Annotated in this window: 12 protein-coding genes and 1 pseudogene; all 13 read right to left on the reverse strand. The window is 62.5% G+C overall.

The genetic code is table 11. The features are described from left to right. Positions 1–506, reverse strand: a 506-nt coding sequence (rnhB, locus tag ACQKPE_RS24230) for a ribonuclease HII (RefSeq protein WP_427669206.1), incomplete at its 3' end; no start/stop codon positions are given. Position 507: 1 nt separating this feature from the next. Then, on the reverse strand, positions 508–1,635 hold the full coding sequence (lpxB, locus tag ACQKPE_RS24235) for a lipid-A-disaccharide synthase (protein ID WP_427669207.1): 1,128 nt from the start codon (positions 1,633–1,635) through the stop codon (positions 508–510). A 1-nt stretch (position 1,636) separates the two neighbouring features. Then, positions 1,637–2,413 carry an acyl-ACP--UDP-N-acetylglucosamine O-acyltransferase gene (gene lpxA / locus ACQKPE_RS24240; RefSeq protein ID WP_427669208.1) on the reverse strand — a complete coding sequence of 259 codons (777 nt, stop codon included), beginning with the start codon at positions 2,411–2,413 and terminating at the stop codon, positions 1,637–1,639. Next, entirely contained in the window at positions 2,410–2,850 is a 441-nt protein-coding gene (gene fabZ, locus ACQKPE_RS24245) for a 3-hydroxyacyl-ACP dehydratase FabZ (protein WP_003252314.1), read from the reverse strand. The genes lpxA and fabZ overlap by 4 nt, the downstream gene beginning before the upstream one ends. 113 nt (positions 2,851–2,963) lie before the next feature. Beyond that, the gene (gene lpxD / locus ACQKPE_RS24250; RefSeq protein ID WP_427669209.1) at positions 2,964–4,019 is read right to left on the reverse strand and encodes a UDP-3-O-(3-hydroxymyristoyl)glucosamine N-acyltransferase; all 1,056 of its coding nucleotides are present in this window, start codon (positions 4,017–4,019) and stop codon (positions 2,964–2,966) included. Position 4,020: 1 nt separating this feature from the next. Further along, the gene (locus tag ACQKPE_RS24255) at positions 4,021–4,524 is read right to left on the reverse strand and encodes an OmpH family outer membrane protein (RefSeq protein WP_427669210.1); all 504 of its coding nucleotides are present in this window, start codon (positions 4,522–4,524) and stop codon (positions 4,021–4,023) included. Positions 4,525–4,568: 44 nt separating this feature from the next. Further along, complete coding sequence (gene bamA / locus ACQKPE_RS24260) at positions 4,569–6,917, reverse strand: outer membrane protein assembly factor BamA (RefSeq protein WP_427669211.1); 2,349 nt, start codon at positions 6,915–6,917, stop codon at positions 4,569–4,571. A 74-nt stretch (positions 6,918–6,991) separates the two neighbouring features. Next, entirely contained in the window at positions 6,992–8,344 is a 1,353-nt protein-coding gene (gene rseP / locus ACQKPE_RS24265) for a sigma E protease regulator RseP (RefSeq protein ID WP_427669212.1), read from the reverse strand. Between the two features lie 45 nt (positions 8,345–8,389). After that, positions 8,390–9,580 carry a 1-deoxy-D-xylulose-5-phosphate reductoisomerase gene (ispC, locus tag ACQKPE_RS24270; protein WP_427669213.1) on the reverse strand — a complete coding sequence of 397 codons (1,191 nt, stop codon included), beginning with the start codon at positions 9,578–9,580 and terminating at the stop codon, positions 8,390–8,392. Continuing rightward, positions 9,577–10,392 (reverse strand): phosphatidate cytidylyltransferase, encoded by an 816-nt coding sequence (locus tag ACQKPE_RS24275; protein ID WP_427669214.1) that lies wholly within the window; start codon positions 10,390–10,392, stop codon positions 9,577–9,579. The genes ispC and ACQKPE_RS24275 overlap by 4 nt, the downstream gene beginning before the upstream one ends. Further along, a complete protein-coding gene (gene uppS, locus ACQKPE_RS24280; RefSeq protein WP_427669215.1) occupies positions 10,392–11,147 on the reverse strand; it encodes a polyprenyl diphosphate synthase in 756 nt (251 codons plus the stop codon). The genes ACQKPE_RS24275 and uppS overlap by 1 nt, the downstream gene beginning before the upstream one ends. Positions 11,148–11,165: 18 nt before the next feature. Further along, entirely contained in the window at positions 11,166–11,723 is a 558-nt protein-coding gene (gene frr / locus ACQKPE_RS24285) for a ribosome recycling factor (protein ID WP_375098180.1), read from the reverse strand. Further along, a pseudogene (locus ACQKPE_RS24290) lies at positions 11,720–12,098 on the reverse strand (hypothetical protein); the annotation flags it as partial. The gene frr and the pseudogene ACQKPE_RS24290, both read right to left, overlap by 4 nt.

The following is a 12,098-nucleotide window of genomic DNA, read 5'->3' on the forward strand; positions in this document are numbered from 1 at the left end:
GTCGGGTAGCCTTTGTGCCCGCCGATGCCATAGCCTGGGTAGATCAGCTCGAATGCGCTCATCTCCCGGTCACGGGTGACCTTGGCCAGGATCGAGGCGGCGGCGATCGCAGGAACCTTGGCATCACCCTGCACCACCGGCGCCGCTGGTACTGCCAGTTTCGGACAGCGATTGCCGTCGATCAGCGCAAGTTTCGGGGTCACGCTCAGGCCTTCGACCGCGCGCTGCATGGCCAGCATGGTGGCCTGAAGGATGTTCAACCGGTCGATTTCTTCAACTTCGGCACGTGCGATGCAGAAGCTCAGGGCCTTTTCGCAAATCTCGTCGAACAGCGCCTCGCGCTTGGCCTCGGTAAGTTTCTTCGAGTCATTCAGGCCAAGGATCGGCCGTTGCGGGTCGAGGATCACTGCCGCAGTGACCACTGCCCCGCACAGCGGGCCGCGACCCACTTCGTCGACACCGGCGACCAAGTCCTCGACCAGGTTGAAATCCAGTCCCATCTGCATGTCATCGGTCCTTCAGCAAGGCCAACACCGCGTCGGCGGCCTGGTTCGAGGCGTCGCGGCGCAGGGTGCGGTGAATCTGGTCGAAATGTTCGGTCTGCTCACGGCCATCGGCCACCAATGGCGCCAGGGTGCGAGCCAGGGCCTCAGGGGTAGCGGCGTCCTGAAGCAGCTCGGGCACCAGCGCACGCTGGGCCAACAGGTTTGGCAGCGACACGTAGGGGCTCTTGACCATGCGCTTGAGAATCCAGTACGTCAGCCCGGCCAGGCGGTAGGCAACCACCATGGGGCGCTTGTACAGCAATGCCTCAAGGGTTGCGGTCCCGGAGGCAATGAGCACCGCGTCGCAGGCGGCCAGGGCCTGGTGCGACTGGCCGTCGAGCAGCGTCAGAGGCAGGTCGCGCCCTTGCAGCATTTGCTCCAGTTGCGCACGGCGAGTGGGGTTGGCGCAGGGGGAGACGAAGCGCACACCGGGCACCAACTCGCGCAAGCGCTGGGCAGCATCGAGGAACAGCTCCCCCAGGCGCCCTACCTCACCACCGCGACTGCCGGGCATCAGAGCAACCAGCGGCCCATCGCCCAAGCCCAATGCCGCGCGGGCAGCCTGGCGGTCGGCATCCAGGGGAATGGTATCTGCCAGCGGATGGCCGACGAAACGCACCGGCACGCCCTTTTCTTCGTAGAACCTGGCCTCGAAGGGCAGCAGGGTCAACATCAGGTCGCAGCCTTCGCGAATCTTCAGCACCCGCTTCTGGCGCCAGGCCCACACCGAAGGGCTGACGTAGTGCACGGTCTTGATACCGGCCTGACGCAGTTTCAGCTCGATGTTGAGGGTGAAGTCCGGCGCATCGATACCGATGAACACATCGGGACGCTCGGCAATCAGGGTCTGGATCAGGTCCTTGCGCCGCTTGAGCAGCTCACGCAGGCGGCCAAGTACCTCGACCAGGCCCATGACTGCCAGGCGTTCCATGGGGAAATAGGACTGAAGGCCTTCGGCTTCCATCAGCGGACCACCGACGCCGATGAAGCGAACGTCCGGATGACGCGCCTTGAGTGCGCGCATCAGACCGGACCCGAGGATATCACCGCTGGCCTCGCCGGCCACCAGCGCTACACAAAGCTGGGCCATGTCAGCGGGTAATGCCGCGGGCAGAATTCTGAATCGACTGACGGAACAATTCGACCTCGGCATGCTGAGCTGCCGATTCGTCGAGCGCCTTCAGTGCGTGCTCGGTGGTCAAGCCCTGGCGATAGACGATCTTGTAGGCACGGCGCAGCGCGTGGATCACCTCGTCGCTGAAGCCGCGACGGCGCATGCCTTCGAAGTTCATGCTGCGCGCTTCGGCCGGGCTACCGAACACGGTGACGAATGCAGGTACATCCTTGCCGATCGCCGTCCCCATGCCGGAGAACGCGTGCGCACCAATGTGGCAGTACTGGTGCACCAGGGTATAGCCCGACAGGATCGCCCAATCGCCGACATGGACGTGCCCGGCCAGCGCCGTGTTGTTGACCAGAATGCAATGGTTGCCGATCACACTGTCGTGGCCGATGTGGGCATAGGCCATGATCAGGTTGTGGTCGCCCAAGGTGGTTTCCGAGCGGTCCTGGACGGTGCCACGGTGAATGGTCACGCCCTCGCGAATCACGTTGTGGTCGCCAATCACCAGGCGCGTCGGCTCCCCTTTGTACTTGAGGTCAGGGGTGTCTTCGCCGATGGAGCTGAACTGGTAGATACGGTTGTGCTTGCCGATGCGGGTCGGCCCCTTGAGCACCACGTGTGGACCAATGACGGTGCCCTCCCCGATTTCCACATCGGGGCCTACGATCGACCAGGGGCCTACCTCGACGCCGTCGGCCAGCTTGGCCGAGGGGTCGATGATCGCCCGAGGGTCAATCAAATTCATAGGGAGCGTTCCGCACAGGTGATCTCTGCCGAGCAAACTGGCTTGCCGTCGACCAGCGCTCGGCATTCGAATTTCCAGATCATGCTCTTACGGCTAAGGAACTTGGCCTCCAGTACAAGCTGGTCGCCCGGCAGTACCGGTTGACGGAAGCGCAGCTTGTCGGAACCAACGAAGTAGTACAGGGTGCCATCCGCAGGTTTCGCATCGAGCATCTTGAAACCGAGAATCCCGGCCGCCTGGGCCATCGCCTCGATGATCAGCACGCCCGGCATGATCGGGTGCGCTGGGAAGTGGCCGTTGAAGAACGGCTCATTGATGCTGACATTCTTGTAGGCACGAATGCTCTGGGCCTCGAAGTCCAGGTCCGTCACACGGTCCACCAGCAGGAACGGGTAACGGTGAGGCAGGTATTCGCGAATCTCGTTGATGTCCATCATTTCGGGGGGAAGCCTGTAGTAAGAATAGGGAGCGCAGGGACTGACCGCACGCTCCTTTTGCAATCCATAGAGGAGCCAGCTAGCGACTGTTCACTCTTGCTCAGGGAATGGTATCAGCCTTCTGATGCAGGCTGGCCACCTGAGGTCACGGTATCGACACGTTTTTCCAGCTGCTGAAGACGCTTGGACATTTCATCCAGCTGGCGAATGCGCGCGGCGCTCTTGCGCCACTCGGCCAAAGGCTGCATGGCCGTACCCGAGGAATAACCACCCGGCTCGGTAATGGAGCGGGTCACCATGGTCATGCCGGAAACAAAAACGTTATCGCAAACATCGATATGACCGACCATGCCGACACCGCCGGCGATCATGCAATGCTTGCCGATGCGCGTGCTGCCGGAGATACCGACACAAGCCGCCATGGCCGTATGGTCACCGACCTGTACGTTGTGGGCGATCTGGATCTGGTTGTCCAGCTTTACCCCATTGCCGATACGGGTGTCCGACAGGGCGCCACGGTCAACCGCGGTGTTGACGCCAATTTCAACATCATCACCAAGGGTCACGCCGCCGATCTGGGCGATCTTGTTCCAAACGCCCTTTTCGTTGGCGAAACCGAAACCTTCGCCGCCGATCACCGCACCGGACTGGATGACCACGCGCTTACCGATGGTCACATCGTGGTACAGCGTGACACGCGGTGCCAACCAGCCACCTTCGCCAACCACGCTGCGAGCACCGATGAAGCAATGCGCACCCAGGGTGACGTTGGCATCGATGCGCGCACCGCTTTCAACCACCACGAACGGACCGATGCTGGCGCTGGGGTCCACCACCGCATCGTCCGCCACCACGGCGCTGGGATGAACTCCCGCCACAGCCTTGGGTTTGGGGTCGAACAGGTGGGAAATGCGCGCGTAGGCGAGGTAGGGGTCGAGCACAATCAGGGCGTTGCCGGAGAAACCTTCGGCATCCTCGGCCTTGAGCAGCACCGCAGCGGCCTGGGAATCGTCCAGGTACTTGCGGTATTGCTTGTTAGCCAAAAAACTCAGCTGCCCCGGGCCTGCGTCCTGCAAGGTCGCAAGCCCGGTGATCGGCAGCGCCTCGGGGCCTTTCAGGGTGGCGCCAAGGGCTTCGGCCAGCTGGCCGAGGGTCATCGTCAGGGTCATATCAACGCGCTTGGTTCATGCGCTCGATGACCTGGCGGGTGATGTCGTATTGAGGCTTGACATCGATGACCGCGCCACGCTCGAGTACCAGGTCGAAACCGCCCTTCTTGATGACTTCCTCGACAGCGCCGTCCAGCTTGGGCTTGAGGGTCTTGAGCATGTCACGGTCGGCAACGGCCTTGGCTTCGTTCAGTTCCTTGGACTGGAACTGGAAGTCGCGGGCCTTCTGCTTGAATTCCAGCTCCAGGCGCTCACGCTCCTGCTGCTGCATCTTGTCGCCGCCTTTGATCAGGCGATCCTGGATGCCCTTGGCGCTGCTTTCCAGGGTCTTCAGCTTGGTCAGCTGCGGGCCGAACTTCTTCTCGGCATCGACCGCGTAGGCCTTGGCCGCGTCGGACTCGAGCAGTGCCATCTGGTAGTTCAGAACGGCGATCTTCATTTCGGCGAAAGCCGGGGTGGCGACCAGCGCCGCGGCCAATACGGCCAGTTGAGTCAACTTACGCACGATGCACTCCTGGATAAACCGTTGTCGTTAAGCGAGGGCCGACCTCAGAAGGTCTGGCCCAGAGAGAATTGGAACACCTGGGTATCGGCGTCGTCAGGCTTCTTGATCGGCATCGCCAGGCTGAAACTGAGCGGGCCGAGCGCGGTGATCCAGGTCACGCCGAGACCGACGGAGCTGGCCATGTCGGAGAAGCCGACCTTGGTGCAATCGGGCTTGGAGCCGCAGTTGGTGTCGAACACGTTACCCACGTCCCAGAACACCGAGGTCCGCAGCGAACGCTGGTCCTTGACGAATGGCAGCGGGAACAGCAGCTCGACACCACCTTGGACGAGTACGTTACCACCGAATGGCAGCGGGTCTTGGTCCGGGTCAGCGATAGTGCCGGGGTTCGAGCCGTTACTCGGGGTACTGCGTGGGCCCAGGGTGCTGTCCTTGAAGCCACGTACCGAGTTGAAGCCACCCGCGTAGTAGTTCTCGTAGAACGGCAGGCCGGAGGTGCCACCGAAGCCATCACCATAGCCCAGCTCGGTGTGCAGGCGCAGGGTGTATTCGTTATTGATCGGCTTGAACAGCTGGGCGCGGTAGTCGAGCTTGTAGAACGACAGGTCGCTGCCTGGGATGGTGCTTTCCAGGGTCAGGCTCTGGGAGTGACCACGGGTTGCCAGCACGCCTTTGTTCAAGGTGGATTCGGACCAGCCGATCGACGCCTTGAAGTTAAGGAAGCTGTCGCCTTCTTCCTGAATGAACTTGAAGATCTCATCGACGGTGTAACGGCCGGTCTTCAGGTCATCCTGTTGCACGGTGAGGCCATAGGTCAGGCGCGAGGTCTCGCTGATCGGGTAGCCGAGGCTGACACCGGCACCGAGGCTGTCCACCGCGTAGCTGGCCACGTCGACATCGAGGTCGTCGTAGTCGGTGCTGCGGTAGAAGGCGTTGTAACCCAGGCTCACGCCATCGGCAGTGAAGTAGGGGTCAACGAAGCCGAAGTTGTAGCGGGTCTGGTATTCGGAACGCGTCAGGCCGATGGACACCCGGTTACCAGTACCGAGGAAGTTGCTCTGGCTGATCGAGCCACCGAGGATCAGACCGGCGCTCTGGGCGAAACCGACGCTGGCGGTGATCGAACCGGACGCTTGCTCTTCCACGGCGTAGTTGACGTCGACCTGGTCATCGGTGCCTGGCACCGGTGGGGTCTCGACGTTCACTTCCTTGAAGAAGCCCAGGCGTTCCAGACGGGTCTTGGACTGGTCGATCAGGTAGGTCGATGCCCAGCCACCTTCCATCTGGCGCATTTCGCGGCGCAGTACTTCGTCTTCGGTCTTGGTGTTGCCGCGGTAGTTGATACGGTTCACGTAGGCACGTTTGCCCGGGTCGACGACGAACATGATGTCGACGGTGTGATCCTGGTCGTTTGGCTGAGGCACGCCATTGACGTTGGCGAAGGTGTAGCCCTCGTTACCCAGGCGACGGGTGATGAGGTCGGAGGTGGTGGTCATCACCTTGCGCGAGAACACTTGGCCCGGCTGCACCAGCAGCAGCGACTGGACCTGGTCTTGCGGCACCTTCAGGTCGCCGGACAGCTTGACGTCACGGACGGTGTACTTCTCGCCTTCATTGACGTTGACGGTGATGTAGACGTGCTTCTTGTCTGGCGTGATGGACACCTGGGTGGAGGCGATGTCCATGTTGATGTAGCCGCGGTCCAGGTAGTAGGAACGCAGGCGCTCCAGGTCACCGGAGAGTTTCTCGCGGGCGTACTTGTCGTCGTTCTTGAAGAACGACAGCCAGTTGGTGGTTTTCAGCTCGAACAGCTGGGCGAGGTCTTCGTCGCTGAACACGGTGTTGCCCACCACGTTGATGTGCTGGATAGCCGCGACGGTACCTTCGTTGATGTTGATCTTCAGGCCAACCCGGTTGCGTGGCTGCGGCACCACTTCGGCGTCGACTTCGGCCGAGTAGCGGCCCTGGGCCACGTACTGGCGCTGCAACTCGTTACGCACGCCCTCGAGGGTGGCACGCTGGAAGATCTCGCCTTCGGCCAGGCCCGATTGTTTCAGGCCTTTCATCAAGTCTTCGGTGCTGATCGCCTTGTTGCCCTCGATCTCGATGCTCGAAACCGACGGGCGCTCGACCACGTTGATGATCAGGACATTGCCATCACGGTCCAGCTGAATGTCCTGGAAGAAACCGGTCTTGAACAGCGAGCGGGTGGACTCCACCAGGCGCCGGTCATCGACCTGGTCGCCAACGTTCAACGGCAACGCGCCGAACACGCTGCCGGCGGAAACCCGCTGCAGGCCGTTGACGCGGATATCGGAGATGGTGAAGGACTCGGCGTGAACTTCAGCGATCATCAGTGCGGAGAGGACCGCAGTTAGCAGCAGACGTTTCATGAAGTCCTTTTATTCCAACTGGCAATAAACAACCCGCCGCGAGCGAGGCAGCGGGTTCGCAATAGAGCGAAGCGTTAAAGTCGACCCAGATCGTTTATCAGGGCAAGCAACATGACCCCGATGACCAAGCTGATACCGATCTGGACCCCCCAACCTTGTACCCGATCCGAAAGTGGACGACCGCGCGCCCACTCGATCAGGTAGAACAGCAAGTGCCCCCCATCCAGTACTGGAATGGGCAGCAGGTTAAGAACCCCTAGGCTAATGCTCAGGTAGGCCAGGAAATTCAGGAAATCCCCCACACCCGACTGGGCTGAAGCGCCCGCCACTTTAGCAATGGTTATCGGTCCGCTCAAGTTTTTTACCGAGAGCTCGCCGAACAACATTTTCTTCAGCGATTCAAGGGTAAGGACACTCATGCTCCAGGTTCGCGACAGCCCCTCGCCCACGGCTTCCAGGGGTCCGTAGCTGACTTCGCGCAGCATGCTGGACGGCCATTCGACAGGTTTTACACCCGCGCCCAGGTAACCACCGGAGGCTTGCCCTTCGCCTTTGCGCGCCAGGGTGACAGGCACCTCCAGCTGCGCACCATCGCGCTCGACACGCAGTACAACCTTGGCTTCTGGGCGTGCACGCACACTGTCGACCACCTGCTGCCAGTCGCCCAGGGCGACGCCGTCGAGTGCCAGCAGCTTGTCGCCAGCCTTCAAGCCGGCCGCAGCGGCGGGCCCCTTCGGGTCGACCTCTGCCAGCACCGGGGTAACCGCCGGACGCCATGGGCGCAAACCGAGGGATTGGATCGGGTCGGGCTCATCGTCGCCTTTGAGCCACTGGTTCAGGCTGATGTCGTGCTGGCGCTCGACAGTCGCGCCCTCGTCACGCACCCCGACCTGCAAGGTGCCGCTTTCGCCGAGGCGACGCACCAGTTGCAGGTTGACACCCGACCAACCGTTGATCGCCTTGCCATCGATGGAAACGATTTCCTGGCCGGAGCTCAGGCCTGCAGACGCTGCCAGGCTGCCCGGCTCCACCGAGCCAATGACCGGGCGCACCTGCTGGCTGCCGAGCATGGCGACCGCCCAGAAGAACAGGATGGCGAGCAGGAAGTTGGCGATGGGGCCGGCCGCGACAATGGCGATACGCTGGCCAACGGTCTTGCGATTGAAGGATTGGTGCGCCAAGGCAGGCGGGACATCCCCCTCGCGCTCGTCAAGCATCTTGACGTAGCCACCCAAGGGGATGGCTGCAATGACGAACTCGGTGCCCTGGCGGTCGTGCCAGCGCACCAGCGGCGTGCCGAAGCCCACCGAGAAGCGCAACACCTTGACGCCGCAGCGCCGTGCCACCCAGAAGTGGCCGAATTCGTGGAAAGTGACCAGTACACCCAGCGCCACCAGGGTGCCGATAATCATGTAGAGCGCTGTCATATCCATCTCCGAATGACGTTCAGCGAGGCCTGGGGTCGCAAGCGATCAGCGACCGTGGCGCGTCAACCAGGCCCGGGACAGCTCCCGAGCCCGCTGGTCGGCAGCGAACACTGCATCCAGCGAAGGCAATGGCACCACCGGCTCGCGGTCGAGCACCTGCTCGATCATACCCGCGATCTCCGGGAAGCGGATACGCCGCTGCAGAAATGCCTCCACCGCAATCTCATTGGCCGCATTGAGCACCGCAGGTGCGCTGTTGCCGGCCTCGGCAGCCTGACGCGCCAGGCGCAGGCAAGGGAAGCGCTGTTCGTCGGGCGCCTGGAAATCCAGACGGGCGATGGCGAACAGGTCCAGAGGCGCCACCCCGGAGTCGATCCGCTCTGGCCAGGCCAGGGCGTTGGCGATCGGGGTGCGCATGTCCGGGTTGCCCAGCTGGGCGAGCACCGAACCGTCGACATAGTCGACCAGTGAATGGATAACGCTTTGCGGGTGTACCACCACCTCGACTTTCGACGGCGCAGCATCGAACAGCCAGCAGGCCTCGATGAGCTCGAGCCCCTTGTTCATCATGCTCGCCGAGTCGACCGAGATCTTGCGACCCATCGACCAGTTGGGGTGAGCGCAGGCCTGCTCCGGCGATACATCCATCAGATCGGCAGCGGCCATCTCGCGGAACGGCCCACCCGAAGCGGTCAGCAGGATGCGCCGCACCCCCACCTGCGCCAGGCCACGGGCATGGTCGGTGGGCAGGCATTGGAAGATCGCGTTGTGTTCGCTGTCGATCGGCAACAGTACCGCGCCACTGCGCCGTACTGCGTCCATGAACAGCGCGCCGGACATCACCAGCGCTTCCTTGTTGGCCAACAACACCTTCTTGCCCGCCTGCACCGCTGCGAGGGTCGGGCGCAATCCGGCAGCGCCGACGATGGCGGCCATTACCGCATCCACCTCGGGCGCAGAAGAAACCTGGCACAGACCAGCCTCCCCTTCCAACACCTCGCAGGTAGCCCCGGCAGCGGCCAAGCCGTCGCGCAGGCGCGCGGCAGCGTCGGCGCTCGGCACCACCGCGTAGGTTGGGCGATGGCGCAGGCACAGGGCCAGCAATTCATCCACCCGCGAATAGCCGCTCAAGGCGAACACTTCGTAACGCTCGGGATGACGAGCGATCACATCCAGGGTGCTCAGGCCAATGGAGCCTGTAGCACCCAAAACGGTAATGCGCTGCACGCCACTCACAGCACACCCCACTCGACGGCCCAGAGCAGCACGGCGAACATCGGGATCGCCGCGGTCAGGCTGTCGATACGATCGAGTACGCCACCATGGCCAGGCAGCAGGTTGCTGCTGTCCTTGATGCCTTCGCGGCGCTTGAACATGCTTTCGGTCAGGTCACCGACCACCGACGACATCACCACGATCACCGCCCCCACCAGGCCGAGCAGTATCTGGCCAATGCCCCAATCACGCACGATGCCTACCACCAGGGTAATCACCAGGCTGACCGCAAGACCGCCATACACGCCCTCCCAGCTCTTCCCCGGGCTCACCTGCGGCGCCAGCTTGCGCTTGCCAAAGGCACGACCGGAGAAATAGGCACCGATGTCAGCAGCCCAGACCAGCACCATGACCGACAGGATCAGCCAATTGCCCAGCGGCCAGTGCTTGAGCAGCACCAACCCCTGCCAGGCCGGCAGCAGCACCAGCAGGCCGATCAGCAGGCGACAGGCGGCACTGTTCCAGAGCTCGCTGCTGCGTGGGTAGGTAAGCACCAGCCAAGTTGCCAGCGCCCACCAGATCACCGAGGCGCCCAGCACCCAGGGTGCGAGGTCTGGCATGAGGTACAGCAGCATCAACGCCCCGGCGACCACGGCGGCGTAGGCAATGCGCAGGGGCTGGGCCACCAGCCCGGCCAGGCGCGCCCACTCCCAGGCACCGAGGGTGACCACGAAGCCAATGAACAGGGCGAAATCCGCGCCATTGAGCAGGAAGAAACCGCCCAGCGCGATCGGCAGCAGGATCAGCGCGGTGATGATGCGTTGTTTAAGCATTAAGCACGAGCTCCAGCCTCGACCTGCTCGCTGGTCTTACCGAAGCGGCGCTGGCGCGAAGCGAAATCGGCCAGTGCGTTACGCATGGCCTCGTGTTTGAAGTCCGGCCAGTAAAGGTCGGAGAAATACAGCTCGGCGTAGGCCAGCTGCCACAGCAGGAAGTTGCTGATGCGGTGCTCTCCCCCGGTGCGGATGCACAGGTCGGGCAGCGGCAGGTCGCCTGTGGCCAGGCAGGTCTGCAACAGCTCTGGGGTGATGTCGTCCGGGCGCAGGTGGCCAGCCTGGACTTCCCGCGCCAGGCGCTGGGCGGCCTGGGCGATATCCCACTGACCGCCGTAGTTGGCGGCGATCTGCAGGATGAAACGGTTATTGCCGGCAGTCAGCGCCTCGGCTTCACGCATGGCAGCCTGCAATTCCGGGTGGAACCGCGTGCGGTCACCGATGATGCGCAGGCTGATGTTGTTCTCGTTGAGGCGGCGCGCTTCGCGGCGCAGAGCCGAGAAGAACAGCTCCATCAGCGCCCCGACCTCATCGGCGGGACGCTGCCAGTTCTCGCTGGAAAAGGCGAAGAGCGTCAGCACCTCCACCTTGGCTTCGGCGCAGACTTCAATTACGGCCCGCACCGCATCCACACCCGCCTTGTGACCGGCAACGCCAGGCAACAGGCGCTTCTTCGCCCAGCGGTTGTTGCCATCCATGATGATGGCGACGTGGCGCGGCACCGAGGTCGGTGCCGCTGGCTTGGTCTTTTCCATTAAAGAAAAACCCTGGCCTCAGACGGCCAGCAGGTCCTTTTCCTTGGCCTTGAACGCAGCGTCGATCTCGGCGACGTACTTGTCGGTCAGCTTCTGGATCTCATCCGCAGCACGACGCTCTTCGTCTTCGCTGATGGCCTTGTCCTTGGTCAGCTTCTTCAGGTCGGCGAGTGCGTCGCGACGCACGTTGCGCACGGCAACCTTGGCGTCTTCAGCCACGCCGCTGGCCTGCTTGGTGTAGCCCTTGCGGGTTTCCTCGGTCAGGGCAGGCATCGGCACGCGAATGGTGGTGCCGGCGCTGGACGGGTTCAGGCCCAGGTCGGAGGTCAGAATGGCCTTCTCGATGGCCGCGCTGAGGTTCTTGTCATGAGCGACAATCTTCAGCGTACGGGCGTCTTCGACGGTGATCGCAGCCACCTGGTTCAGCGGCATCTCGCTACCCCAGGCGGTCACCTTGACGCTGTCCAGGATGCTGGGGTGGGCGCGACCGGTGCGGATGGCTGCCAGGTTACGACCCAGCGCCTCGATGGACTTGCCCATGCGCTCCTGGGTGTCTTTCTTGATGTCGTTGATCATGCTTGGCCTTCCTCGATCAGAGTACCTTCAGCGCCGCCCACCACGATGTTCAGCAGGGCGCCAGGCTTGTTCATGTTGAATACCCGCAATGGCATCTTGTGGTCGCGGCACAGGCAGATTGCGGTCAGGTCCATGACACCGAGCTTGCGATCCAGAACCTCATCATAGGTGAGGCGATCGAACTTCTCGGCGTGCGGGTCCTTGAATGGATCGGCGGTGTATACACCATCGACCTTGGTCGCCTTCAGCACCACGTCGGCATCGATTTCGATGGCACGCAGGACGCCGCCTTGCAGAACTTCGCCGATGGCCTGACCTTCAGCAGCCAGAGCAGCATTGCCCTGAGCCAGCACATCGAAGTCACCCCACAGACAG

Source organism: Pseudomonas sp. NPDC089554 (genome assembly GCF_050280645.1).
In the GTDB taxonomy this organism is placed as follows: domain Bacteria; phylum Pseudomonadota; class Gammaproteobacteria; order Pseudomonadales; family Pseudomonadaceae; genus Aquipseudomonas.

Bases quoted from the DNA above. Each gene is read 5' to 3' on its own strand.
- lpxB (WP_427669207.1), bottom strand. From the start codon at position 1,635: ATGGCCCAGCTTTGTGTAGCGCTGGTGGCCGGCGAGGCCAGCGGTGAT.
- lpxA (WP_427669208.1), bottom strand. From the start codon at position 2,413: ATGAATTTGATTGACCCTCGGGCGATCATCGACCCCTCGGCCAAGCTG.
- fabZ (WP_003252314.1), bottom strand. From the start codon at position 2,850: ATGATGGACATCAACGAGATTCGCGAATACCTGCCTCACCGTTACCCG.
- lpxD (WP_427669209.1), bottom strand. From the start codon at position 4,019: ATGACCCTGACGATGACCCTCGGCCAGCTGGCCGAAGCCCTTGGCGCC.
- bamA (WP_427669211.1), bottom strand. From the start codon at position 6,917: ATGAAACGTCTGCTGCTAACTGCGGTCCTCTCCGCACTGATGATCGCT.
- rseP (WP_427669212.1), bottom strand. From the start codon at position 8,344: ATGACAGCGCTCTACATGATTATCGGCACCCTGGTGGCGCTGGGTGTA.
- ACQKPE_RS24275 (WP_427669214.1), bottom strand. From the start codon at position 10,392: ATGCTTAAACAACGCATCATCACCGCGCTGATCCTGCTGCCGATCGCG.
- uppS (WP_427669215.1), bottom strand. From the start codon at position 11,147: ATGGAAAAGACCAAGCCAGCGGCACCGACCTCGGTGCCGCGCCACGTC.
- frr (WP_375098180.1), bottom strand. From the start codon at position 11,723: ATGATCAACGACATCAAGAAAGACACCCAGGAGCGCATGGGCAAGTCC.